Raw genomic sequence first — 26126 nt, forward strand, 5'->3', positions numbered from 1 at the left:
TCAATTCTATCACTATATCTTTCCGCATTTCACTTTTTTGTAGTAACTTTGTATCTTTAAAATATAAATACAGACCTGACTATGTTCAAGATTCTTTTCTTTATCGTCTTTTTCGTCATTTTGCTGCTTCTGCTGGCAGGATTTTCCATTATACGTACGGTGAAAACATTTTTCTTCGGACACTCGAACCCCACGCAATCCAAACGTCATACCGCTTCTTCCTCCCGTCGATCCGGCCAAGCCTCAACTTCCCGGATGCCTGCCCGAAAGAAAGTAATTGCGGAGGATGAAGGCGAATACGTCGATTACGAAGAAATAAAATAAGACGTTGGTTGGAGATAAAGAGGATACTGCATTCCCGATACATTTTCTTACCTTTGCCTCGTTCCGTCGCTGATCGTTGAGACGATTACGACCGAAAAAACAGAATATTCTTATAAATTAATTTTAAACTACAATTGCATGATGAAAAAGAAAGAGTGGAAATATGGGATAACAGTATGGAGCATCGGGTGGCTCTGCATAGCAAGCGCATGCTCGGACAAAGGGAAAGGCATCATCGACGATCCGAATAAACCGAAAGTGGAAACAAAGACCCAGCGGGTGAACCATTTCATTGTCGATATGATGTCGGACGCTTATTTATGGACCAAGACGGTAAATTGGGATGCGATTGACTACAAAACCGAAGCAAACTCGCAGCAGCTTTTTAAGAAAATACGTCATAAGCACGACCGCTGGTCGATGTTGACAGACCGCGTATCAGAACTCCAAAATGCGTTTCAGGGTGTTTCGACTACGTTCGGTTATCAACTGATTTTTGGCAGGTTTTCAAACAAAAACGCTTTATTCGCGATTGTATTATTCGTTTATCCGAACACGCCGGCCGAGAAGGCCGGTATCAAGCGCGGCGATTTTCTGGTAGGATTAAACGGTGGAGACATCACAGAAACGAACTACCGGGATCTCTCCTACGCCTCTTCTATCTCCGTAAAAAAAGGAGTTCTGGTAGACGGAAAGATAAGCACCGAGCCGGCCGATATTTCGATGAAAGCTGTAAAGATGTACGAAGACCCGATTCTGAAAGATTCCGTCATCGTAAAAGGCGCGCATAAAATCGGGTATCTCTGCTATGCGGACTACACGATGGATTCGGAGCCTCGTCTGCTCGAAATATTCTCGAAATTCAAGACACAAGGAGTTACCGACGTAGTACTCGACCTTCGCTACAACGGCGGCGGAACGGCACGCACCTCGCGTCTCCTTTGCAGCATACTCGGCCCGCAATCGGCGGTGAAGAAGAAGGCGAAGCTGCTGTCGCAAGTCTGGAACGACAAGTATATGAAATACTGGAAAGAAAAAAAGATGGAAGACCGGATTACCGAATATTTCATTGATACGCTATCCGTCAATATGAACCTCAACCGTCTGTACGTCTTAACGACACGCCGCACGGCATCAGCCTCGGAATCAACGATTACCGGCCTCCATCCTTACCTCGATCTGGTACAGATCGGCGATACGACAAGCGGTAAATTCTGTGGAGGCATTCTGGTGAACCCCGAAGATTTGTGGGGCAAAGGAAAAGTCAATGATATCAAAGACTGGGGAATTTATATGATGGTATACCGATTTGCCAACATCAACAACGATGAGTTTATAAACGGTATCGTACCCAAGCATGCAGAAAAGGAAAATTACCATGCACTCTACCCCTTCGGAGATGAGCGCGACCTTTTATTCGGTAAAGCGGTTTCGTTGATTACAGGCCAACCCATGGTGAAAGCTCGTTCGCAGGAACAGATTCCTCCTTATACGATTTTGCCGGTAGAAGACCGCCGGGCATTGAACGAAAAAATGATCTCGACCCTGCCATCGGGGATGGAACTCTTAAACTCCCCCTTGGCTGAATGACCGGGCGTTTGCCGCTAACCGGTAATCGAGTACAGTCATCGCCGCCATCGCTTCAACGATGGGAACGGCACGCGGAAGGACGCACGGATCGTGGCGTCCTTTTGCTTCCAATATCGTTTCGTTATAATCCGTATCGACGGTAGCCTGCGGGCGTAAAACGGTAGACACGGCTTTGAACGCCACACGGAAATAGATATCCTGACCGTTGGAAATCCCTCCCTGTATGCCCCCCGAATAATTCGTGCGCGTACTCACTTTTCCGTTATCGTTAAAGAAAAGATCGTTATGCTCCGAACCGCGATAAAAGACGCCATCGAAGCCGTCGCCGTAATCAAAGCCCTTGACGGCGTTGATGCTGAGCATCGCCGCACCGAGCGCCGCATGGAGCTTACCGAAAACCGGCTCGCCAAGACCTGCCGGAACACCCGTGATCACGCATGTGATAATTCCTCCCACCGTATCGCCGTCGGCTTTTACCTCACGAATAAGCGCCTCCATCTCGGCCGCCTTCCCGACGTCGGGGCAACGCACGGCATTGCTCTCCGTCAGGTTCAGGTCATACTCCTTGTAACTTCCTTCCAGACGTATATGCCCCACCTGCGAAGTATAAGCCTGTATCGCAACTCCCCCGTGTCGCAGAATGAGCTTGGCGACAGCCCCGGCCACACATTGCGCGATCGTTGTCCGGGCAGAACTCCGGCCGCCTCCGTGCGGATCGCGAATCCCATATTTCGTCTGATACGTATAATCGGCATGCGACGGACGAAAAACGTTCTTCATCTCATCGTAGTCGGCCGGATGTTGGTCTTTGTTTTGAACGATAAAGCCGAGCGGCGCCCCCGTCGTCTTACCTTCGTAGACCCCTGAAAGAAACTCGACCGTATCGGTTTCGTTGCGTGGGGTGGTAAGCGCCGACTGCCCCGGACGGCGACGGCTCAATTCACGCCGGATAAAATCCATGTCGAGCGCCACACCTGCCGGACAGCCGTCAATGACGCCACCGATAGCCGCACCGTGCGATTCACCGAACGAGGTCAACCGATAGTATGTTCCGAAAGTATTCACGTCGGGCAGGTTCTACCGTTATCCACAATGACACCCGCCGCCACAGCAGTCGCCGTTCCCGTGCTCATGGTCGCCACACGAGTCGTCTCCACAGCCACACGCGTCGTCTCCGCAATCACAGCATCCGCCACCGCAGCCACCGCTCATCAACCGATTCAGCTCTGTAATTTCTTCCTCAGTAGGATCATGCACATCAATAACCTCACCACTGAAATGAAGCGTTTCACCGGCCAGCGGATGATTGAAATCCATCACGACGATATCGTCCTTCACTTCCAGCACGGAGCCATTCATACGATTACCGTCCGAACTCATCATCGGTACGGTTTCGCCCTCTTTGATATGCTCGCTGTCAAATTTGCCGTCAATCTCGAAGATATGTTTCGGCAATTCCATCACATGATCCTCGTTTCGTTCGCCGTATGCCTGCTCGGGGGTAAGCGAAAAGTCGAATGTATCCCCTCCTGCCAGACCGCTCAAATTATCTTCAAAGTCTTTCAGCATCATCCCGGTTCCGAAAATGAACTTTAAGGGGTTTTCTCTGGTGGCGCGTTCCATCAGCTCGTGCTCATTGTCTTCTCCTACATTGAGATCGTAGGTCACTGCTACAAATTTATTCTTTGAAATTCTCATTGTTTTGTTCGTTTATTTTATCGTGAAGCGGCAAAGGTAGAAAGATTTGAGGAAAAAGGCAAACGAATATCCTATCATTCTATATTCATTAATTATTCGTACTTTTGCGCATTTTTAAAAACATAGACTGAAATCAGGCATACCCAATGAGTGAGCATCGTGTGATCCGCAAGTTATCGTCATCCTCCTCCCCTTCCGTCAAAGGGCAGCATGCTTTGCTTTACCTTTTGGGAGGACTGCTGTTTTTCAAATTCCTGTGGTTTGATTTCTGCTGGTGCCTGACTTCGACCTTCCGGCCGTTTTCATCGCCGGAAACGTACCTCTACGCGGCGCTGGCCATGTTGATCCTGCTGTTTCCTCTCGTAGTCTGGCGTATGGAACGGACAACCTGGGTCACAGCCATACTGCTCGATATACTGCTCGTCTGTAACCTGATGTATTTCCGAACGTATTACACGGCGATTCCGCTGGACAGTTACTGGCTCGTAGGCAACCTGAAAGATTTTACGGACAGCGTATGGGGATCGTTCAGAATAACCGATCTTGTGTTTCCGCTGTCGACCGTAGCAGCCGCCATCGCTCGAAGGAGAATGAAAAGTCCTGCCACCTTGTCCCGAAGCATGAAAGAGATACGTGTCTACGCATTACTCACGGGAGGATTTGTACTCATTACCGGAAGTATGCTTTGGCTGCAAGGCGGTTTCAAAAAAGTTTACGAAGCATTGCAGGACTCTTACACGCATACGTGCGGAACCCCGATGTACACCGTATTCGGTTCCATCTGTTATGATTACATGCGAGATTCGGAAACTTATACGCCTGAAGTCGGCATACACATCGAGGATTGGCTCAGGCAACACCCGCCGATAAGCGCTCACACCGATACGACGACCCGCATACATTGCATCGTGATCCTTGCCGAGTCGCTCGAAAGCTGGGTGCTGGAGCAGACGGTCGAGGGGCAGGAGCTGACCCCTTGTCTGAATCGCCTGCTGAAAGACTCGACCACCATTTACGCTCCATACGTCGTATCGCAGGTAAAAGGAGGACGTTCGATCGATGCCCAGCTGATGGTGAATACAGGGCTGTTACCCATAGATAACGGCGTCTACAGCCTGAAATATCCTCACTCCACCTATCCCTCGCTGGCCAGGGCGATGAAGCAGAAATACGGGAGTTCGGCCAAGGCGTATACCTTGACCGGCGATAAGCCGATGGTCTGGAACCAGAGCGTTATCGAACCGGCTTTCGGTTACGACGGCCTGCTCTCGAAAGCCGACTTTGTGAACGACGAACCGGTAGGCCCGCGTTACCGGCCACAGATCGGAGACGGGGCACTGATGCGCCAGATAGCCGATAAGATACGTCGCAGAAAAGTGTGGGACGACAATGGACAGATGCTGCTGCAATGTGTCACGTACTCCGGACATTTCCCTTTCGTCCTGCCCGAACGGTTGCGACAAGTCACATTCTCCGACCGCTTCCCTCCGCGGATGCGTGATTACATGATGACGGCGAACTATACCGACCGTGCACTCGGACAGTTTGTTGAGCAGTTACGGACTGACGGTATCTACGAACATACGCTCATTGTCATCACCGGCGATCATGAAGGACTTGTCGATATGCGAAGCGAATGGTGTGCAAGCGAAGGAGGACACGGACTTGTTTCCGAAGATCCGATGGTACCGCTCATCATCCTCAACGCTCCGAAAGGGATGCGTTACGAGCAGGTGATGGGACAGATCGATATCTATCCGACCCTGCTGCAACTCTTGGGACTGACCGATTACGCATGGCAGGGATTAGGTTTAAGCATCATCGATACGAATAACAAACGAGTAGCTATCGATGCACAGGGAAATATTTACGGTGAAACCGGTCACGTATCGGAAAAGGAAATCCGGCATCTCAAAGACGCATGGAAAGTCTCCGACGCGATCATCCGTTACGACTATTTTGCGCGTTGAATCTCAAAAATACGTACTTTTCAACCTTGTTTCAGCACTTAAAGCAATATGATACTTCCTTCCGAATTTACAACACGTACCCGCCGGTTACTCGATGACGAATATGATCTGCTTGAACAGGCGCTGCAAACGAATCCGCCCGTAAGCATCCGCCTGAACCCGTCGAAGAAATTCGAGGACGTCGACGGAGAGCGGGTGCCGTGGTGTGAACAGGGGTACTACCTACGCGAACGTCCATCCTTTACATTCGACCCGTTGTTTCACGCCGGCACATATTATGTGCAGGAGGCTGCCTCGATGTTCGTCGGAGAAGCTGTCAAACAACTCCTCTCCTCCCCTGCCCTCACGCTCGACCTCTGTGCCGCTCCCGGCGGCAAATCGACTCATCTGCTGAGCGTATTGCCGGCAGGCAGCCTGCTGGTCGGGAATGAAGTGATCCGAAGCCGAAGCCGCATCCTGGCCGAAAACATCACGAAATGGGGAATACCGGACTGCGTCGTAACGAATAACGACCCGAAAGATTTCGGCGCTCTACGCGAACTGTTCGACCTGATCGTGGCTGATATGCCCTGTTCGGGCGAAGGGATGTTTCGCAAAGACCCTACCGGTCGCGAGGAATGGAGTGTCGCGAATGTCCGGCACTGTGCCGTCCGTCAGCGGAGGATCATCCACGATGTGTGGGACGCACTGAAACCCGGCGGACTGCTGATTTACAGCACGTGCACATTCAACACGGAAGAAAACGAGGAAAACATCGCATACATCGCCGAAACTTTCGGAGCGGAAGCCGTACCTCTTGACGTACCTTCCGAGTGGGGCGTCTGCGGGGCTTTGTCCGGCACACTTCCCCTCTATCGCTTTTTCCCGCACCGCACAAAGGGCGAAGGGTTCTGTCTGGCCGTACTGCGCAAGCCGGGCGAGGAAGAACATGCTACCCGTCGTAAGCTCAGACAGAAACACATTCCACAACCGATCCCTGCGCAGGCGAAAGAATGGCTTACGGAACCGGAAGCCTATCATTTCGAACGAATCGGGGATATGGTACGAGGCATACCGTCAGCCTATCGGGAAACGGTACAGCTTCTCGGCGAACAATTGCACGTCCTGTCGGCCGGCGTGACGATCGGCGAAGTCAAAGGGAAAGACGTACTGCCGTCACCGGCGTTGGCGTTCAGCACGGCAATACGGCGCGATGCTTTCGTATATGTCGACGTATCGCGCGAGGAAGCCATCCGCTACCTGCAAAACGAAGCACTCACACTGCCCGGCGATGTACCGCGCGGTTTTACGCTGATATCCTACCGGGATGTCCCGCTGGGCTTCGTGAAAAACCTCGGCACACGTGCCAACAATCTTTATCCCAACGAGTGGCGGATACGTAAGAAGAACGGCTAACAGCCCTCGGTCTTTGCTTTGATGTAGTCGTAAATAGCCTGCTGGGCACGTACGGGCGGCGCGTCGTTACGGACGAAGACATTCCGTAACTGCGCATCGATATGGCAAGCCTTGACGTTATCCTGCAACTGGATATGCAGGATGTCGATCATTTCACGTTTGACAGATGGCGACAGCACGGGGGCAGCCGTCTCGATGCGACGATTTAGGTTACGGTTCATCCAGTCCGACGAGGTAAGATACAGATCTTCCGCCCCATCGTTATAAAAATACCAGATACGCGCATGTTCGAGAAACATGTCTACAATCCGCGTCACACGGATATTCGGACTATACGGCTGGTCGGGCACCAGACAGCAGATACCACGCACCAGTAGATCGATCTCTACACCCGCCGAACCGGCACGATACAGCTCGTCGATCATCCTCCGGTCATGCAGACCATTCATCTTCAAAACAATTCGACCCTTCCTGCCGGCTTTCACATGTTCCGTCTCGCGACGAATCATACGAACCAGTTCCGGCACCATGTTGAAACGCGCGACAAGCAAACAACTAAATTGCGGCTCCTGAAGCGTCCCTTCCAGCACGGAAAAGACCCGGTTGATATCGTCGACAATCGCCTTGTTGCATGTCAGCAAAGCCATGTCGGCGTAGATTTTCGCCGTTTTCTCGTTAAAATTGCCGGTACTCACGTAGGCAAAATCCGTCGCTTCTCCTTTACGCAGAATGACAGCCACCTTCGCATGAACCTTGAGTCCCGGAATACTGTAAATGATTTTGATGCCGGCTTTTTTCATCTTTTCGGCCGTACTCATGTTGTTCTCTTCATCGAAACGCGCTTTCAGCTCGACGAACACCGTCACCTTCTTTCCGTTTTGCGCGGCACTGATCAGCGAATGGATCACCGCCGAGTTTTCGGCTACGCGGTACTGCGTGATCTTGATCTCCTCCACATCCGGATCGAACGCCGCTTCCATCAGGAAACGCAACAGATAGTCGAACGACTGATAAGGGAAATACAGCAATACGTCACGTGCTTTTACGGCGCCAAACATCGACGCTGCCTCTTCGAGATACGGCACGCGCATGGGCGACGGAATCTGCTGTTCGAGCCCCTGACCGACAGGATTCGGCAGTTTGCTCATATCCTGAAGATTCATATAACGGCCGCCGACAACAAGATCATCATCAGCGATATCGAAAGCCTCGCAAATATACGCCAGAAAATCGCGCGGCATGGCACGGTCGTACATAAAACGACTCAAAGCTCCGATCTTGCGCTTCCCCACCTTACGGCGTATGGCCTGTACAATAGTCTGCGACGTCTCCTCTTCGACGTAAATATCGGCATCGCGCGAAATCTTGATGCTGTAGCATCCGTCCAATTCATAGCCGGGAAAAATGCTGGGCAGGTTGTAACGGATCACATCGTCGATAAACATGAAATAGTGCATGCCCTTATGCGGAGGCAAGGCAATAAAACGCGACACCTTGGAATGCGGCACTTTAATAAGTACGTAAAGCGATTCCCCCGTCTCTTTCCGGATGATGCGGGTGATCAGATATAGACGCCGGTCACGAATAAAGGTGCGGAAACCTGCATGAATCGTTACGGGAGAAAGATACGGAAAAATTTCCTCGTTAAAATAATTGCGGACAAACTCGCGATGAAACGGCTCCGGCTCTTCACTCTGATAGAGGCAGATCTTTTGCCGACGTAACTCAGGCAGGATGCCTTCGTTGAAAATCCGGTAGAAGGCCTGCTGCTGACGGTTGACCTCATCCGTAATCTCGCTCAGCGTTTCTTCCGCCAACCCTACGTCTCCGGCCGTAAAAATCCCCTTCATAATCGTACCGCGATGTTCGGCCACCCGGATTTCGTAAAACTCCTCTAAATTCGACGCATAGATGGACAGGAAACGAATCCGTTCATAGATCGGAAGCGTTTCGTCTGAGGCCTCGAGTAATACCCGATAATTAAACGACAGCCAACTGACGTCACGTTTAAAATAGCGATATCCTGTCTCTTCCATCACAGGACAAAGCTACACGATAATTTTGAATTCCCCAATTTCCGAACGACTAACCGCTGCTCATCCCCCGATTTCAACCGGACAAGACGTAAAACTTCATCCTATTTTAAGGCAATGAGTCCTTATTAACCCAAACTTCGCCATAGCATTTTTTGTAAAAACGAAAATCAACTTTGTCACCTCCCCTGATTTTTGTAGATTTGTCGGGATATAAATTCACTTTACAGCAATATGGCAAAAACAATCTTTATTACAGGCGCTACATCAGGGATTGGTCAGGCGACGGCCGTACGATTAGCGCGAGAGAGGCACAACTTGATCCTCACCGGCCGACGCGGCGAACGATTAGAGAAGTTGAAGAACGAACTGACGCAACGATACGGCTGTAAGGTACACACACTGTGCTTCGACGTGCGGCGACGCGACGAGGTACAGGCTGCCGTCGAGCAGTTGCCCGCTGAATGGCAACGGATCGATGTGCTCGTAAACAATGCCGGACTGGCTATTGGACTGGAACCACTACATGAGGGTATCGCGGACGACTGGGAACGTATGATCGACACGAATATCAAGGGATTGCTCTACGTCACGCGAGCGATTGCACCTGGTATGGTCGGCCGACGGTCGGGACACATCGTTAACCTGGGTTCCGTTGCCGGCAAAGACGTCTATCCCGGCGGCGCCGTCTATTGCGCCACCAAGCATGCCGTCGACGCCTTGAGTAAAGGCATGCGGATGGATTTCCTGCCCTACGGTATCCGGGTGACGCAAATCTGTCCCGGTGCCGTAGAGACGGAGTTCTCCGTTGTGCGATTCAAGGGCGACTGCGACCGTGCCGACAAGGTATACGAAGGATACCGGGCGCTGTCGGCCGATGATATCGCCGAAGCCATCTGCTATGCCCTGTCACAACCCGAGCATGTAGATGTGCAGGATGTGCTCGTGCTGCCCGCGGCGCAGGCCGACGGAAAGATGTTTCACCGGATGAAAGGATAAAAACTGAAGACAAACAAGGTGGTCTTGATCGATTAAACGTCAAGATCACCTTGTTTGGCTCCTAATCTGACACTTGCGTAGTAGAGTAAGCCTGCACGTTGAAGTCTTGGGCTCTCTCTGCCGGTTCCATCATGGGAGTGAGCTATCGTTCATCGCCTTATTTTTTTGCGTATGAATCGAATGTCCCGTTCATGATTTTCCTGACGGCTTCCAGATATCCGTATCCGTTGAGCATATCGGGCAGGAGATAACTTCCTTCCACCCACTCGTTCCATGCGTTTATGGTAATCAGCTTCGGCTGTTCGGGATGGCTGTCAGCATATTGTTTGGCCCTGTACAGCAGGGCTGCGAAGCTCTCGGGCGTGTTGTGATAATGCACCACGTCGCGGATGCCTTTGGTCGGGAAGCGCGGCGTGTCATCCCATCCGATCGATACGCAGGGGAACACGGGGATGTCAAGAAGTGAATCCATCTGCGCCCTGATGTCGATGGCGTTATTCCCGTAGACGATGTAATCTTCGTCTGTCCCACCCATGTTGTACATGGCTACGCTATTGAAACCCATCTCGTTCACCCTGTCGGAGAATTGTTTCGCATTTTCCGGCGACATCAGAGCCCCCCCGCCCTGATTCCATTGGATATGCAGATCGGGGAAACCAGCCTTTTTGACTTCTTCTCTGAAGTAATCCAGCGCCTGCCGCGCTTTCGTCGCGTCTCCGCCGAAGCTCTCCATCAGTTTGTCGACACTGAATATCGAGAACACAGGACAACCATCTATCTTGAAGTAGTTCGGTTGTTTGAAATACCGTTCGATCACTCTCTTCACGATCGTCTTATAATTCGCCTCGTCAACAACGGCATTCCACAGGAGGGTTGTATCATTCGTAAATTTGTGCACGTTCCAGTAGTTCTTTTTCACATCGTGGTTGGCCCACATAATATAAAACTGCATGTCGGCATTGTTTTTCGCCTTCAGGAATCCGTCGTTCAGCGTGCTTTCGAGGAAAGGCCCTCCGTCATACCAGTACCAGTCGAAGACAAAGACGTTGACGCCGTAGCGAACGGCCGTTTCGATCCATTTCTCCATGACAGCCGGATCATTGTCCATCTCACAGCCCCACAGCGGGCGTCGGGGCTGGTAGTGCCCGTCGAACCGCGGATTGCCTTTGTTGATGACTTCCCATTCGCCCTTTCCTTCGGGCCAGAGCATGTCACCGAAGCGCTCGTCATGATGGCACGACGGCCAGATATATGCCGCTACGTAATAGCCGTTGTCTGTTCTCTCCTCTGTTTGGCCACCGTCGGCGTTATTCGCACTTGAAGGCGCATTTGTGCAGGATACGAATCCCGCACAAAATAAAACGTACGAGAAGAGAAAGAAAACTGCTACCTGAAATTTGATTTCGAGATATTTCATGATGATTGTTTTTGGAAAATGATACATTTTTTTTGTAAAAGTCACCAGCCGGGATTTTGTTTTAAGAGCGGCATCCGCATCGTTTCATTCAAGGGGATCGGCAAGACGTAATACTTCTCGTCGGAAGTTGGCTCGCACCGTACGGATACGATGCGCGTATGAGTCAGCGTACCGTCTTCGGCTTTTATCCACCGCATGCCTGTTTTAAGTTTTGAATTTTCAGGCATGATCTTCCATCGCCGGATGTCGTAGAAGCGGTTTTCTTCGAGTGCCATTTCTATTCTCCGTTCGCGGCGGATACGGTCTCTGAACTGCTCTTTGGTCAGTCCTTTCGGCAGACCGGGCATACCGGCTCTCGCCCTTGTTTTGTCGGCCGCCGCGTAGGCTTCGGCCGTAGGTCCGTTTGCTTCGTTCTCTGCTTCGGCAAGCGTCAGATAAAGCTCTCCCATCCGGTATATACGCCATAACGTCGTGCTCGCTCCTGCCGAGCGTTGCGCCGGGTCGATGTATTTACGGGTGTAGTATCCCGTCGGAGACCGTTGTTTGATACCGGAGATTCCATGCGTACCCCCGACGTAAGACTCGATATAAATATCCTTACTGTCTTTTTTTCCGAAATAGGCGCCGTTATACCAGACGGAAGCGTAGAAGCGCGGGTCTCTGTCGACATAAGGTTTGTTTTCGTCATATCCCGACGTCTGATTGATGATCGGTTGCAGATGTTCGGTATCGGAATATCCCAGAATCGGGATCGAGCCGTCTTTCATTTCGTAACTGTCGACCAGCTCCTGCGATGGGCAAAGGCCGGACTTCTCGGAAGGAAACGAAGGGATCATGTGCATCAGGAAAACGATTGTTCCGAATCGTCTGTATGCCTGGCCCCCGTACCCCCACGTATCGATCGCTTCGAGTATCGTTTCCCTGTCGTTCGGATGGTCTGACTTGTCGGGGCGGGTGATAAAATATTCCTCATATTTGGGATACAGTTCGTAGCCGTTGCTTTCAAGGGCGGCGACAGCTTCTTTGGCGGCATCAGCGGCCGCCTGCCATTTCCGGACGTCATTATCCGGATTCCACAGCGGACTTGCGTCGAACAGCAGTGCAGAAGCTTTGATAAAATGCGCAACGGCTTTCGTCATCCGTCCTTGCTCCGTAGCGAACTTGGTTCTGAACGGCAGATTTGGCTCGGCAATAGCCTCGTTGCAGTCTTTTACGATAAATTGTACGATATCGTCGAAAGAAGCACGTTCGATCTTTTCATAATCTTTATCCAATATGATGTCTTTATCGATAAGCGGCACTCCTCCGTAGTTCTTTATCAGGTCGAAATAGTAGTGTGCCCTCAACACTTTGGCTTCGGCAATGTATCGTCCCCGTTTCTCGGCGTTGGGCACATTCGATTCGTTCACCCTTGCAAGGAAAACATTCGCTTTGCGGATACCTCCGTAGGCCGTTCCCCAGAAATCCCGATCGTTGCGCCTCTCTTTTTCGCTTCCGTGCATAAAAGGAAGGTTGCTTGAACTGAAATTGCCCTGGTTCCACTGGTGGAGCTGCATCCACGTATCCTGCGGCACCTGGCTGTCGGTCGCATCGTCGGTGTATGACGACAGGAACGAATAATAATGATAGCCGTGCCCGTATTTCCGTACGTATTCGTAGATCGAATTGAGATAGGATTCCGTATAGTCCGTGTTCTTGAAGACATCGTCGAGCGTCATCCTCCCGTCGGGCGTTATATCCAGTACGTCCGAGCATCCCGTACATACAATGTATGCTAAAACAATGAGTATCGTTTTCGTTATTTTCTTTTTCATAGCAATTTGCATTTACAGATTAAATTAAAATGTAACGTTAGCCCCTAAATTTACGACTTTTAAAATGGGATATGATCGATTGTCGGTCACTTCGGGATCCCAGTCTTTGAATTTCATCTTGTCCCACGTGAACAGATTATATCCGTTGAGGTATATCCTGACCGATTTGGCGTGGAATTGCGAACACCATTTTTTAGGCACGTTGTATCCTATTTCAAGGTTCTTAAGCCTGACATACGAGCGATCGAGATTAAAGAATGTGTTAGACCGGAGTTCGCTGGCCGATTGTGCGCGCGACAGTGCAGGAAATTTGATATCTTCGCCTGCTGCGGCTCTTTCCGCCGTCCACGCTTTCAAATGGTATTCTCTGAAATCGTACCATTCCCAGGCGCCGCTTCCTTCTACCATACCCGACACTTTGGCTGCTCCCTGAAACAGTCCCGAGATGTCGACATTCTTATACGTTACGCTCAAAGCCAGTCCCCACGTGTATTTGGGGACATCGGAATATCCGATCGGTTTCATGTCCTTGTCGTTGATAATTCCGTCGCCGTTCAGGTCTTCGAACTTCAAATCTCCCGGGCGAGGCTGTATTCCGTCGTAGCGGGCGTAGTTGTCGATCTCGGCCTGATCCTTGAAGAATCCGAGAGCATTCAGTCCCCATTGCTGCCCGATCGAGTAGCCTGTCTGGCGATATGGATAGGCATAAGTATTGTCGCGTTGCAGCTCGTCGATATAGAGTACCTTGTTATCGTTGTAGTTGATATTTCCTTTTACGATAACGAACAGGTCTCGATTGATGGATTTCGAATAGGTCATTTCAACTTCATACCCTTTGTTTTCTACCTTGCCGAGGTTGAACGGAGCAATGGTCGATCTGGGCACTCCGATCAGACTCGGTAACGATTCTTTCGTGATAAGAATGTTATCTCTCTTCTCGTTGAAGACGTCAATCGTGATGTTGAGGGCGTTGAACAGTCCGATTTCCAGTCCTGCATTGAACTTTCTCGCCGTTTCCCATTTGAGGTTAGGGTTTCCGAAGAACTGTTCCGCTATGGTATGATTGTTCGAGATGCCCGGCGAATAGCCTGCACCCGGTCTTGTAATATTATCCATGTACAGGAAGCGCGTATCTCCGATTCGGTCATTACCCACCGTACCGTACGAGGCTCTTAATTTCAGCTTGTTGATCGTCCTGACAGCTGACTTGAAGAACGACTCGTTGAACAGATTCCAGGCCCCCGAGACAGACGGAAAAAGCCCGTATCTGTTCTTGGGCGCGAACTGCTCGGAACCGTTATACCCGACATTGAACTCAAGGATATATCGTTCGTCATATCCGTACGACAGACGGGTCGACAGCCCTCTTACGTTGAAAGGCAAGGGGTCGTTCGGTTTGATTAGGGACTGCTGCTGTGCCAGGAGCAGACCCGTGACAGAATGTTTTTTGTCGAAGACACGATAGTAATTCAGCTGAAACTGTATGTCGTAGAACGATTGGAAGGTAGCCTCTTTCTTCGTCGAGAGCGGCGTGTTATCGAAATCGGAGCGAATACGATGGTATGAAATACTGTCGCGCCCGTCAGCCCCTTTTTGATTGGGATCGATCACTTGTTCCCAATATTGATATCCTCTGCTTCCGGTCAGCGTATTAACGGATTTCGTATCGAACGATGCAATAATCTTGGCCGAAAGACCTTTAACGAATGCATCCATGTCATATTGCATGCCGAACGAGGCATTCACGCTGCTTCTCGATTCTTTCTTATATCCGGAACGGTTGATAAGTGCCCACGGCGACTCCTGATAGCTGCCCGATCCGATCAATACCTGTCCGTCCGGTGTCAAAGGCCCCGGTTGGATAGACGGCCACAAGGTGAGGGTATGATAAATGATTTTCTCGGAGGTACTGTTCGGTCCGTTGACGGATTCGAAAGTACCGGCTGCATTCAGGAAAGCCTTCAATGTTTTCTGTTTGTTCAGAGCCGCATCTATATTGGCGCGGAAATTATACCGATCCATATAGTTGCTCGGATCGTAGCTCTTAGGCTCGGGATCAATCTTCCACTGTCCGCCCTGGTGCAAATAACCTACATTTACGAAATATCCGACATTGCTGCCTTTTCCGTTTAAGGTGAGGTTATATCTGCTTTGCGGTACCCATTGGTTCATCAGCTCCCGTACCCAATTATGGTTTCCGTATACTTCGGGCCAGTCATTTAACCGGTATCTTTCCAATGCATAGTCGGAATAAGGCGGCTTGTCGTTGACACCCGGGTTCGGCGTGTCGTTGCGCCAGGCCTGATTCTTCAAGGTCGCCCAGTCGTAAGCGTTTAGCGATGAAGGCCAGCGTGTGAACGTCTGCCAACCCGTTTCGGCATTCAGACTGATATCGGGTATTTCGCTCGTTCCTCTTTTCGTCGTAACAAGGATCACGCCGTTAGCGCCTCTGACACCGAACAAGGCTGTCGAAGAAGCGTCCTTCAGGATCGAGATATTGTCTACCTCATTGGGATCGATAGAGGTTATTTCTCGCTCTACGCCGTCGACGAGTATCAGCGGATTCTGTCCGTTGACCGTACCGCGTCCGCGCATATAGAGCATTGCCGCGTCACGTCCCGGCTCACCGCTACGCTGAATAGCGATCAACCCCGGCAAACGACCGGTCAGGGTGACGGCTAAATTTGCCATAGGGCTTTGCTTGATCTCTTTCGTGTTGATGGCAGCCACAGCTCCCGTCAGTGTCGATTTTTTCTGCGTCCCGTATGCAACCACAACGACCTCATCCAATGCCTCGGCATTCTCAAGAAGCGTGATATCGAATCGGGTTTTGCCGGCAGTGTTTATCTCCTGATCGGTATAACCGATAAAAGAAATACGGAGAACTGCATTATTATCGACACTTAGCGAGAAATTTCCGTCGATGTCCGTTACGGTACCGTTTGCCGGCGTACCTTTTTCAATAATGTTGGCCCCGATGACCGGTTCTCCTTTCGAATCTTTTACAACTCCTGTTATTCCTTTTTTGGCGGTCTGCTGACTTACGGGATTTTTCTGCGAAACCATTGTTCTTGTTGCAACGGCACTTGCCTTCTTCTTAAAAACGGAGACTTGCCTTTCGACAATTGCATGATCCAGATTGGTATCATCCAAAAGTAAGGAAAGGATTTTGTCAATGGATCCCCTTTGTACGGCAATGTCTATCTTCTTATCAAGCGAACGTTCAGCCTCGTCCGAAACCATAAAGACATAATCGCTGTGTTTCTCAATCTCCGAAAAGGCCTGCCTGATTGTCGTATTTTTCAAATTAAGGGATAGCTCCCTTGGCTGAGAATAGAAGTTTTCGGCATATAGCGAGAAAATGCCAAGGAAAAGCAACCCAACGGATATTTTCATGATTCTTATCATATGAATGCAATTGGAAGCAACAATATGATTGGGATTTATTTTTTCTACCATAATTTTGTTATGAATTTGTTTACACATTAAAATTAGTAAATGAATTTCACGACCCGAGCGACGGGGCAGCATTGTCCGGTCTTTTCCGGTTACTTCAAATGTTTTTCTCCATAGGCATTATCGTTTTTTATTTATACTGATCATCCGGTCGTTCCTTGTATAGGTCGTAGACGTGAGGATAGATACGGAAGTCATCACACTGTCCAGACTGTTTGACAGAAACAGTTTACCGGAATATGTCATTTCGTTCATTCGGCCGGGGGGATATTCGAAATCGATATTATAGAATCTTCCCACCTTTTGTAGGATGTCAGAGATCGGGGCTTTTCTGAATATCAGCACGCCGTTTTTCCAACTTATATATTCCGAGACGTCGACAGTCGCTTTTTCCATCCCCGTACGGGTGATCTTTGCCATTTGGTTGGGTGCGAGTTTTAGCGATTTGTCGTTTTTATTTACTTGTACGCTGCCTTCGACAAGTACAACCGATTGTTCGCTGTCTTCTTTATAGGCCGAAATATTGAACGATGTACCGTATACCCAAACGCTCATTCGGGGGGTATGGACAATAAACGGCTTTTCGCCCGACTTTGCTACTTCCAAATATAGTTCTCCCTGCATGCGTATTTCCCGCCTCTCACCGTTGAATTGCGAAGGGAATTCCAGTTCGGTGCCTGAGTTTAGCCATATTTTTGTTCCGTCTGCCAATCTCAGGATAGAGCGTTTACCGAACGGCACAATTAATTTGTTCGTTTGGTCTTTTTTCAGGCCCAGTGTCTTGTTCCTGTTCATACCGTCGGTTACGAAGGCGTCGCCATCTGCCGAGAACCTGATTTCGGCATCGGATATGAGCGAAACGATTTTCTCTCCGTTGATCAAATGAATTTCCTTGTCAGGTAATGTTTGCCCGACAATATGGCTTGTCTCTTGCGGCCTGTTTGAATGGAAGAGGAGGGACAGGCCGGATATCATCCCGATCAACAAGACAGCGGCTACCGAACCTATTTGCAGCATGTGTTTTCGCCTTTTATATCTGCGGATACGTTGCATGATGAGGGAGTATATCGCCTCCTTCTCGTTTTCCTTCAAGGTATGTTCTTTCTTTCTGTCCACAGTTAGATTCTTTTTTGGGGATATGACGTGTCTGTTTTCTTTTCGTGGACAAAAAAAAACAATAAACGACAATTTTAACATTTCGTCTGTTCGGCTGACCTGATTCGGTCAACCTGACCTCCCCCGTTTTTCCCCTGTCTATACGTTACATCAGCAGGCAAAAAAGCCTCCGGTTATCTTCTAAAATTGCTCCCGCAATTTCTTCATCGTACGATATATTAATTTCTTTACGGAATCGGAGTTGATATTAAGGATCTCACCGATCTCATCGTACCCTAATCCGAGTGAGAATTTCATATACAGGGCTTCGCGTTGCTGTCCGGACAAACGGTTTAACAGTTTTTCGACTTTATTCTTCAGCAGGTTAGATTCTTCCGCGTCAATGATCTGCTCTAAGATGTTATTTTCCGAAATGAAGAAATGGTCCGATAAATCGATATATTGAGTTTTTACTTCTTTACGAAGAATATCTATCAACCGGTACCTATACGATTTGAGCAGATAAGCTGCCGGATTTTTGATCTGTTTCAAGCTATTTCTTGAAATATACATTTTATAGAATACGTCCTGAATAGCGTCTTTGCATATCTCGTCCCGGAATCCCCATTGAATGCCGTATGAATATAGTTCATCCACATACTCGTTGTAAATAGCGGAGAAAGAACGGTCATCGCCTCCTTGCAGGAATTTTTGCCATATCAGGTCTATATTCATCTTCATTATGATATTTTATTCACCGGTTCCTCTATATGGTAAGTACCGATAATTTATTTCTTCTTGCTGTTACGCATGCCAAACAATTCACAATATTAATATACAGTTTAACAGTCAGTTTCATTATCAAGGACGATTAGGTAATAGCGCCGGAATGACGTCCAAATATACGACATATCTCTATTTAATCTTATGCATAAGGATATTTTTTTATTGCTTTTAAACCTTCGTACGTATGTACATTCTCGTTCATACATAATCGCTGAAAACGCAAAAAGCCTCGCACTTTTTGTCAGCAGATCGGTTTTCGGAGACTCGGGAGAATCGATATCTTTGTGCGACAAAACAACACGTATGAATGAAAAAGAAATTTTCGACGAGGTGTTAGGAATGATACGGTTGCGTCGTCATCCGAGGGCCCGCCGATATACGTTACGAGTCGAGAACGGGCAGGTGATCGGAACGTTGCCGGTACGTGGCAGCGAACGTGAGATGCTGGCGTTCATCAGTCAGCAGCGAACGAAGTTACAGGAGTTGCTCACACGCAACACGACACGACGGTTCGACGAACAGACGGACTGGCAGACGTCGACTTTTCGCCTACGGATTTTCCGCTGTCCACGGACGGATTTTTATATGACCTTAAAAGAGGGCATACTCCATTTGGCCTGTCCGGAAGCGACAGATTTCAGGAGTGAATCGGTACAAAAAGTCTTACACACGATGATTCGTCGTGCGCTTCGTCACGAGGCTCTTCGCGTGCTTCCCAAACGACTCGCGGCACTGGCCGCACGTCACGGGTTCTCGTACACTGGGGTAACAGTGCGCGATATGAAGACACGCTGGGGTAGCTGCTCTTCGGAACGGCGTATCAGTCTGGCACTTTCGCTGATGGTGCTGCCGGAACATCTGATTGACTACGTTCTGCTGCACGAGTTGTGCCATACGGTCGAAATGAATCACAGCCAGCGGTTCTGGCAGTTGATGGACCGCGTCACGGACGGACAGGCACAAGCGTTGCGCAGAGAGCTGCGCAGGCAATCGATGTGGTAAAAAACGGCGTACCGAAAAGGCACGCCTTAACGAGGCCGCCCCGACAAAACATACATTTTATGAGACAGCCCCGACCCTGTTCCGGTCATTTTATTTAAATGATACCGTCTTCGCGAGCCTGTTCTTCGCCCGACTGCGTAATCAGCTTATATCCTTTTCCGTGGATGTTGATAATCTCGATCTCGGGATCATCTTTCAGCAATTTACGCAACTTGGTGATATACACGTCCATACTCCGAGCGTTGAAATAATTATCATCGACCCAGATCGTTTTCAGGGCGTAGTTACGCTCCAGAATCTCGTTGGCATGTGCACAGAGCAGACTTAGCAGTTCGCATTCCTTCGTCGTAAGTTTCGTGATCTTCTCGCCGATGGTCAGCGTCTGTTTTTGCGTGTCGAACATAAAGTTACCCAGTCTGTAGAAAGGCACGTCTTTCATCTTCTTGCCTTTCACGCGGCGCAGAATCGCTTCGATACGCAGCAGCAGCTCTTCCATGCTGAACGGTTTGGTCAAATAATCGTCCGCACCGATCTTAAATCCTTCGAGGATATCTTCCTTCATTGTTTTAGCAGTCAGGAAGATGATCGGGATATCGGGATTGATGGAACGTATTTCCTGAGCCAGCGTGAAACCGTCTTTCTTCGGCATCATCACATCCAGCACGCACAAGTCGTAAGACCCTGTCGTAAAACCTTTATAACCGGCTTCTCCGTCGGAGAACAAGTCGGTAATGTAGCCTTTGGCCTGCAAGTATTCTCTTAGCAGCATTCCTAAATTTTCATCGTCTTCGCAAAAGAAGATTTTCAACTTTTCGTCCATAATTTCTGATTTTTAATGTTTAGTTTTTAATGAGTGGCAATGTTATAATAAATCGTGTTCCCGATTCCTGTTGTTGTTCGGCACGGATCGTTCCGCCATGGTCCTCCACCATCTTGCGCACGTAGGCCAGCCCCAGTCCGAAGCCTTTCACATCGTGGACATTCCCGGTGGGCACACGATAGAACCGGTCAAAAACTTTTTTCAGGTGTTCTTTTTTGATACCGATACCATTGTCTTCGATCGAGATAATCAGTTTGCCGTTTTCGCTACGCGTGCGCGCCATGAGTTCCAGCGGCACATCCTTACGGCGATACTTAACGGCATTATCAAGCAGATTGAACAATACGTTTGTGATGTGCATCTCGTCGATATAAACGGACGAATCTTCGGCCTGTAAATCCACGTCGATCGTCCCGCCGTACTTCTCTACTTTCAGAGCGAAGGTACTGACAATACCGACCAGCAAATCATTGGCATCGACTTCTTTCAGTTTTAACGTCGCCTTCTGTTTTTCGAACAGCGACATTTGCAACACCTTTTCTACGAGGAAGCCGAGGCGTTTCGTTTCATCATTAATGACTCCCGAAATATGTTTGAAGACGTCCGGACTTTTCGTAATATCCGTATCACGCAGCATCTGTGCGGCCAGTGAGATCGTCGATACCGGCGTCTTCAGTTCGTGCGTCATATTGTTCACAAAATCATTTTTCATCTCCGACAGCCTCTTCTGACGGAAAATAATATAGATCGTTGTGATGAACGTCACCAGCAAAATAAACGAGAACAGCACGGACGGCACGAGGAATGTCACCGAACTCGATATATAGTCCCTTTTTGTCGGGAAATAGATCTTAAGATAATTCCATTTCGACGGCGGGTCGTTCGGGAACAACACGTGGGTGACGACATCGGCAGCCTTCGGCGGTTTCTCATACGCCTCATTCTGATAAATGGTTACGCCATCCTTGTTGACCACCGAAAAAATATACGGAATATTCAGCCCACTGCTGATCAGCTCCGACTTGATGTAATTGTTCAACACCTTGAAATCGACCCGTTCGTCAATAGGCTTCAGGTTCGGTGTATAAATCATACTGTACAAAACATCATCAATCACACCGGCCTGATATTCGTAACGTTTCAACAGTTTCTTCTGCTGTTCTTCGGATGCGCGGATAATCGTATTCTTCGACGGCGCAGAAGTCGTTGCGCTGAAACGATTGAGTTCGATATGCTGGATGCTGCCATTCGCATTTTGTACATGCAACTGGTAGCTTTCGCTTTGGGTAATCTTCTGATTGATCTCCATCTGATTGGGAGGACTTTTATACATGAAGCTGTTCCCACCGGACTTGATGTCTTCCTCCAGATACCGATAGACCTCATCCCGTTCGATACTGCCGGACACCTTTTCCAGACAGCGACGTACCGTAGTGTCGAACTGTTCGTTGCTCGTCTTCATGATGATACTGATATAGCTGACCTGCAAATAAAGCAGGCCTGCAAATGCAAATCCCATGACGGTCGCAAGCATCCAAATCGTTGACTTCTTCATTGTCTTTTGCTTCTCCTCGTTTTAATGATAACAAATAACGTGCGTTTTAGTTTAATATTTACTCAAAAAAGGTAAAAAATACGACGCCCAACCGTTAATAATAATTAGTAAGACAAATTAAAATTTCCTCTTCTCCTCCGCCAAAAACAATATAAATCTTTTTTTATCAACAACTAAAGAACACTTTCACCAATCTATCTAATTGTTAAAACCGAGACCAAAGATTTCTCGATTCTTCGGTCTCTCAATCGTTTTAGTGTGTCTATTTTCCTGTTTCAAACACCCCGATAGCGGGGTGCAGAATCAGTGTGCTTCAATCCATCGACGGGCATTGAGAAACGCCTCAATCCATGGCGTCACGTCGTCGCCGAGGCGGTCGGCGGGATAATATCCGCATTGCCACGGGAAGATGGATCGTTCGGGGTGAGGCATCATGGCGAGGTGTCGGCCATCGGCCGAGCAAACGCCGGCAACAGCCCACGGCGAACCGTTCGGATTGGCGGGATAACCGTCGTAGCTGTACTTCGCCACAATGTGGTATTGCTTTTCGTCGCACGGGAACTCAAACCGCCCTTCGCCGTGCGCAATCCAGACTCCGAGCTTCGTGCCCGATAGTGAGCCGAGCATGATGGAATGATTCTTCGGAATATCCAATCCTACAAATCCCGATTCGAATTTGTGAGAACGGTTATGCCTCATCTTATGCTTCTCTTCGTGTTCAGGATAAAGCAGTCCCAGTTCGGCCATCAGCTGACAGCCGTTGCAGATGCCGAGGCTCATCGTATCTTTACGTGCGTAAAAACGATCGATGGCTTGCTTGGCCTTCTCGTTATAAAGGATACCGGCAGCCCACCCCTTGGCGGAACCGAGCACGTCGGAGTTGGAGAATCCGCCGCAGAAGACGATGAAGTTCACATCTTCGAGCGTTTCACGCCCCGAAGCGAGGTCGGTCAGATGCACGTCTTTCACGTCGAAGCCGGCCAGATAGAGCGTATAAGCCATCTCGCGCTCACCGTTTGTGCCCTTGTCGCGCAGAATAGCCGCACGGACACCGCTCCGCTTACGACGGTCAGCCGTTAGTTTGTAAGATGCGAGCGTCCCGACAAAATCTTTATGGAACTTGTACTCGAGCGGTTGCATCTTGTAGTTCTCGTACCGGTTGCCGGCACATTCGTTCCCACTCTGCCGCATATCGAGCAGATACGACGACTTGTACCAGACATCGCGCATATAATCAATACCGAAATGATAAGTCGTATCATCTTTCGTCACGATGAGATGCCGTTCGTCTGTCGGCCGTGCGATACGTGCGAATCCGATACCGGCCGCCCGCATCTGCTTCTCGAAGACGCTCTTCTCTTTCACCTGAACGAGGACACCCGGATTCTCGGCAAACAGGATTTTAACGATATCTTCTTCGGCTATGGCGTTCAAATCCACTTCCAGTCCGCCTTCGACATTAGCGAAACACATTTCGAGCAGTGCGGTGATCATCCCGCCTGCCGAAATATCATGTCCGGCAAGTATCAACCCTTTGTCGATCGCTTCCTGTACGGCATTGAATGCGTCGCGGAAGTAATCGAAGTCTCTGACCGTCGGCGCCTCACTGCCCACTTTACCGAGCGACTGTGCGAAAGCCGAACCGCCGAGACGGAGAGCATCGAACGAGAAATCGATATAATATATATAGGTATGTTTATCGCGCGCAAGTACGGGCGAAACAATCTTGCGGATGTCGCTCACTTCACCTGCAGCCGAGATAATCACCGTGCCGGGCGAAAAGACTTTGTCCGTGCCGTATTTCTGGGTCATCGAAAGCGAATCCTTGCCGGTCGGGATGTTGATACCGAGTGCGCAGGCAAAATCCGATGCCGCCTCAACAGCTTTGTAGAGCCTTGCATCCTCGCCCTTATTTCGGCAGGGCCACATCCAGTTAGCGCTTAACGAAACACTGGTAAGCCCATCGGCCAGCGGGGCAAAAACAATATTCGTCAGTGCTTCGGCAATCGCCATCACCGATCCGGCGGCCGGGTCGATCAACGCGACTTGCGGAGCATGGCCGATGGAGGTAGCCATACCGGCCTGACCGCGATAGTCGAGCGCCACGGCGCCAAGGTCGCTGAGCGGCAGCTGCAACTCTCCCTGACACTGTTGGCGGGCGATCTTACCCGTTACACTGCGGTCGACCTTGTTCGTCAGCCAGTCTTTGCAGGCTACGGCTTCGAGTTGGATCACATTTTCGAGGTAGCGGTGCAAATCGGCTTCCTTATATTTTACAGGAGAATATGCTTCGTCGACCGTCTGATCTTCCATGATGGTACGCGGCGGCTTACCGAACATGTACTCGAGTTTGATATCGATGGGGCGTACGCCATCCTGCTGCTCGAAAACAAACTTCATGTCATCCGTCGTTTGACCGACAACGTACATCGGAGCGCGTTCACGTTCAGCGATACGCCGCACACGCTCAACGTCTTTTTCTTTCATCAACAACCCCATACGCTCCTGGCTCTCGTTCCCGATAATTTCCTTCGCCGAAAGGGTCGGATCGCCGACGGGGAGCTTCGACATGTCGATATGTCCGCCGGTCGCTTCGACAAGCTCGGACAGACAGTTCAGGTGTCCCCCCGCTCCATGATCGTGGATCGAGATGATGGGGTTACTTTCGGACTCGGCGATGGCACGGATCACGTTGGCCGCCCGTTTCTGCATCTCCGGATTGGCACGCTGCACGGCATTCAACTCGATACCGCTTGTATATTGTCCCGTATCGACCGACGAGACAGCGCCTCCCCCCATACCGATGCGGTAATTATCACCTCCGATGATCACCACTTTTTCCTTCGGCTTCGGATCACCTTTGAGGGCGTCGCGTTTGTTGGCGTAGCCCACGCCTCCGGCCAGCATGATGACTTTGTCGTATGCATATTTCTTCTCGTTCTCGGTGTGCTCGAAAGTGAGCAGCGACCCGCAGATCAGCGGTTGTCCGAACTTATTTCCGAAATCGGAGGCGCCGTTCGATGCTTTGATCAGGATTTGTTCGGGCGACTGATACAACCATCGACGCGGATCGAGTATGTTCTCCCATGAGCGGTTTTCTTCGGTGCGGGGATAGGAGGTCATATACACGGCTGTTCCCGCTATGGGAAGAGAAGCCTTGCCTCCGCCCAGACGATCGCGAATCTCGCCTCCCGTGCCGGTAGCGGCACCGTTGAACGGCTCGACGGTTGTCGGGAAATTATGCGTTTCGGCTTTCAGCGACAGTACGGTATCGATCTTCTTGATCGAGAAATAATCGGGCTTATCGGCCGACAGAGGAGCGAATTGCTCGACGGTCGGGCCGGCATTGAATGCTACATTGTCTTTATAGGCCGACACCAGCTTGTTCGGGTTCTCGGCCGATGTTTTTTTGATCAGAGCAAAGAGGGAATGCTCCTTTTCTTCGCCGTCGATAATGAAGGTACCACCGAAGATTTTATGCCGGCAATGCTCGGAGTTCACCTGCGAAAACCCGAACACTTCGCTGTCGGTCAGGTTACGTTTCAGTTTTTTGCTTACTTCGTTGAGGTAGCCCACCTCGTCGGCGCTCAGCGCAAGTCCTTCCTGCTCGTTGTAGGCCGCAATATCGTCGATATACACGATCGGATCAGGCTTCCGGTCGATCGTGAACAGTTGCTGGTCAAGGTTGTCATAGACATGTTGCAACATCGGGTCATGTCCCTTCTCCGGCGACAGGGGAACATATTCTTCGATACGCGAAATTCCTTCCAGGCCCATGTTCTGCGTGATTTCGACAGCATTCGTGCTCCACGGCGTGATCATTTCACGACGCGGCCCGACAAATCGTCCCTTAACCACATCCGCCTCTACCGGAGTGGCGCCGCTGAACAGCCAGATTAATTTTTCGATATCGTTCTTCGAGAATGTATGGGAGGTCTCTACCGCTAAGACGCTCTTGTCCGACGATTGAAAAAACTGAATCATATATAATTCCTTATGATTAATGGTTATTTAATTACGCCTCAAAGATAGGTAAAAAAAATGGTTCCTTCGAACAAATGACGCGATGAGATGCCGGAATAAACCCAGATTACGCAATAGAAGAAATAAGAATGAATTTAATTCAGGCCTTCAGCCCTCCGAACAAGGTCCGGATGTCGATACCCCACCCT

General features: G+C 49.7%; 17 protein-coding genes. 6 read left to right on the forward strand and 11 right to left on the reverse strand.

What is annotated here, in order from left to right; genetic code table 11:
* Nucleotides 1-81: 81 nt before the first annotated feature.
* On the forward strand, nt 82-324 hold the full coding sequence (locus ACTTKA_RS09405) for a DUF4834 family protein (RefSeq protein ID WP_442724826.1): 243 nt from the start codon (nt 82-84) through the stop codon (nt 322-324).
* Nucleotides 325-462: 138 nt separating this feature from the next.
* Nucleotides 463-1914, forward strand: a complete 1452-nt coding sequence (locus ACTTKA_RS09410) for a S41 family peptidase (protein ID WP_442724827.1) — start codon at nt 463-465, stop codon at nt 1912-1914.
* Here the strand turns inward: ACTTKA_RS09410 and aroC are convergent.
* Nucleotides 1891-2979 (reverse strand): chorismate synthase, encoded by a 1089-nt coding sequence (aroC, locus tag ACTTKA_RS09415; RefSeq protein ID WP_442724828.1) that lies wholly within the window; start codon nt 2977-2979, stop codon nt 1891-1893. The genes ACTTKA_RS09410 and aroC overlap by 24 nt on opposite strands.
* Before the next feature lie 18 nt (nt 2980-2997).
* Complete coding sequence (locus tag ACTTKA_RS09420) at nt 2998-3612, reverse strand: FKBP-type peptidyl-prolyl cis-trans isomerase (protein ID WP_442724829.1); 615 nt, start codon at nt 3610-3612, stop codon at nt 2998-3000.
* Nucleotides 3613-3758: 146 nt separating this feature from the next.
* On the opposite strand from ACTTKA_RS09420, the gene ACTTKA_RS09425 reads away from it, so the two are divergent.
* Both ACTTKA_RS09425 and ACTTKA_RS09430 read left to right on the forward strand, forming a co-directional pair.
* A complete protein-coding gene (locus ACTTKA_RS09425) occupies nt 3759-5582 on the forward strand; it encodes an LTA synthase family protein (protein WP_442724830.1) in 1824 nt (607 codons plus the stop codon).
* 48 nt (nt 5583-5630) lie between these two features.
* The gene (locus ACTTKA_RS09430) at nt 5631-6977 is read left to right on the forward strand and encodes a methyltransferase RsmF C-terminal domain-like protein (RefSeq protein ID WP_442724831.1); all 1347 of its coding nucleotides are present in this window, start codon (nt 5631-5633) and stop codon (nt 6975-6977) included.
* On the opposite strand, the gene ppk1 is transcribed toward ACTTKA_RS09430, so the two are convergent.
* Complete coding sequence (ppk1, locus tag ACTTKA_RS09435; protein WP_442724832.1) at nt 6974-9013, reverse strand: polyphosphate kinase 1; 2040 nt, start codon at nt 9011-9013, stop codon at nt 6974-6976. The genes ACTTKA_RS09430 and ppk1 overlap by 4 nt on opposite strands.
* Before the next feature lie 231 nt (nt 9014-9244).
* On the opposite strand from ppk1, the gene ACTTKA_RS09440 reads away from it, so the two are divergent.
* Nucleotides 9245-10009 carry an SDR family oxidoreductase gene (locus tag ACTTKA_RS09440; RefSeq protein WP_442724833.1) on the forward strand — a complete coding sequence of 255 codons (765 nt, stop codon included), beginning with the start codon at nt 9245-9247 and terminating at the stop codon, nt 10007-10009.
* 157 nt (nt 10010-10166) lie between these two features.
* Here ACTTKA_RS09440 and ACTTKA_RS09445 read toward each other — a convergent pair whose 3' ends face one another.
* The 5 genes from ACTTKA_RS09445 to ACTTKA_RS09465 all read right to left on the reverse strand — a co-directional run bounded on the left by ACTTKA_RS09445 (nt 10167) and on the right by ACTTKA_RS09465 (nt 18532).
* Entirely contained in the window at nt 10167-11426 is a 1260-nt protein-coding gene (locus tag ACTTKA_RS09445; RefSeq protein ID WP_442724834.1) for a glycosyltransferase WbsX family protein, read from the reverse strand.
* A 41-nt stretch (nt 11427-11467) separates the two neighbouring features.
* Complete coding sequence (locus tag ACTTKA_RS09450) at nt 11468-13240, reverse strand: RagB/SusD family nutrient uptake outer membrane protein (protein ID WP_442724835.1); 1773 nt, start codon at nt 13238-13240, stop codon at nt 11468-11470.
* A 24-nt stretch (nt 13241-13264) separates the two neighbouring features.
* Nucleotides 13265-16636, reverse strand: coding sequence for a SusC/RagA family TonB-linked outer membrane protein (locus ACTTKA_RS09455; protein ID WP_442724836.1), 3372 nt, complete (start codon nt 16634-16636; stop codon nt 13265-13267).
* A gap of 180 nt (nt 16637-16816) precedes the next feature.
* On the reverse strand, nt 16817-17812 hold the full coding sequence (locus ACTTKA_RS09460) for a FecR family protein (RefSeq protein WP_442713673.1): 996 nt from the start codon (nt 17810-17812) through the stop codon (nt 16817-16819).
* Between the two features lie 180 nt (nt 17813-17992).
* Nucleotides 17993-18532: an RNA polymerase sigma factor gene (locus ACTTKA_RS09465; protein ID WP_442724837.1), complete on the reverse strand. Its 540-nt coding sequence runs from the start codon at nt 18530-18532 to the stop codon at nt 17993-17995.
* A 348-nt stretch (nt 18533-18880) separates the two neighbouring features.
* On the opposite strand from ACTTKA_RS09465, the gene ACTTKA_RS09470 reads away from it, so the two are divergent.
* On the forward strand, nt 18881-19579 hold the full coding sequence (locus ACTTKA_RS09470) for a M48 family metallopeptidase (RefSeq protein WP_442724838.1): 699 nt from the start codon (nt 18881-18883) through the stop codon (nt 19577-19579).
* Between the two features lie 94 nt (nt 19580-19673).
* Here the strand turns inward: ACTTKA_RS09470 and rprY are convergent, their stop codons facing one another.
* The 3 genes from rprY to purL all read right to left on the reverse strand — a co-directional run bounded on the left by rprY (nt 19674) and on the right by purL (nt 25938).
* A complete protein-coding gene (gene rprY / locus ACTTKA_RS09475; RefSeq protein WP_124752325.1) occupies nt 19674-20399 on the reverse strand; it encodes a response regulator transcription factor RprY in 726 nt (241 codons plus the stop codon).
* 19 nt (nt 20400-20418) lie between these two features.
* Entirely contained in the window at nt 20419-21954 is a 1536-nt protein-coding gene (locus ACTTKA_RS09480; RefSeq protein ID WP_060827930.1) for a sensor histidine kinase, read from the reverse strand.
* Between the two features lie 303 nt (nt 21955-22257).
* Nucleotides 22258-25938, reverse strand: a complete 3681-nt coding sequence (gene purL / locus ACTTKA_RS09485; protein ID WP_442724839.1) for a phosphoribosylformylglycinamidine synthase — start codon at nt 25936-25938, stop codon at nt 22258-22260.
* Between the last annotated feature and the right edge of the window lie 188 nt (nt 25939-26126).

This window comes from Tannerella sp. (assembly GCF_052170195.1).
Classification (GTDB): Bacteria; Bacteroidota; Bacteroidia; order Bacteroidales; family Tannerellaceae; genus Tannerella.

Excerpts from the sequence above, each read along its gene's own strand:
- ACTTKA_RS09450 (WP_442724835.1), bottom strand. The coding sequence starts at position 13,240 with ATGAAAAAGAAAATAACGAAAACGATACTCATTGTTTTAGCATACATT.
- ACTTKA_RS09425 (WP_442724830.1), top strand. The coding sequence starts at position 3,759 with ATGAGTGAGCATCGTGTGATCCGCAAGTTATCGTCATCCTCCTCCCCT.
- ACTTKA_RS09430 (WP_442724831.1), top strand. The coding sequence starts at position 5,631 with ATGATACTTCCTTCCGAATTTACAACACGTACCCGCCGGTTACTCGAT.
- ACTTKA_RS09440 (WP_442724833.1), top strand. The coding sequence starts at position 9,245 with ATGGCAAAAACAATCTTTATTACAGGCGCTACATCAGGGATTGGTCAG.
- ACTTKA_RS09480 (WP_060827930.1), bottom strand. The coding sequence starts at position 21,954 with ATGAAGAAGTCAACGATTTGGATGCTTGCGACCGTCATGGGATTTGCA.
- ACTTKA_RS09470 (WP_442724838.1), top strand. The coding sequence starts at position 18,881 with ATGAATGAAAAAGAAATTTTCGACGAGGTGTTAGGAATGATACGGTTG.
- ppk1 (WP_442724832.1), bottom strand. The coding sequence starts at position 9,013 with ATGGAAGAGACAGGATATCGCTATTTTAAACGTGACGTCAGTTGGCTG.
- ACTTKA_RS09410 (WP_442724827.1), top strand. The coding sequence starts at position 463 with ATGATGAAAAAGAAAGAGTGGAAATATGGGATAACAGTATGGAGCATC.
- ACTTKA_RS09420 (WP_442724829.1), bottom strand. The coding sequence starts at position 3,612 with ATGAGAATTTCAAAGAATAAATTTGTAGCAGTGACCTACGATCTCAAT.
- ACTTKA_RS09455 (WP_442724836.1), bottom strand. The coding sequence starts at position 16,636 with ATGAAAATATCCGTTGGGTTGCTTTTCCTTGGCATTTTCTCGCTATAT.
- ACTTKA_RS09465 (WP_442724837.1), bottom strand. The coding sequence starts at position 18,532 with ATGAAGATGAATATAGACCTGATATGGCAAAAATTCCTGCAAGGAGGC.
- rprY (WP_124752325.1), bottom strand. The coding sequence starts at position 20,399 with ATGGACGAAAAGTTGAAAATCTTCTTTTGCGAAGACGATGAAAATTTA.
- purL (WP_442724839.1), bottom strand. The coding sequence starts at position 25,938 with ATGATTCAGTTTTTTCAATCGTCGGACAAGAGCGTCTTAGCGGTAGAG.
- ACTTKA_RS09405 (WP_442724826.1), top strand. The coding sequence starts at position 82 with ATGTTCAAGATTCTTTTCTTTATCGTCTTTTTCGTCATTTTGCTGCTT.
- ACTTKA_RS09445 (WP_442724834.1), bottom strand. The coding sequence starts at position 11,426 with ATGAAATATCTCGAAATCAAATTTCAGGTAGCAGTTTTCTTTCTCTTC.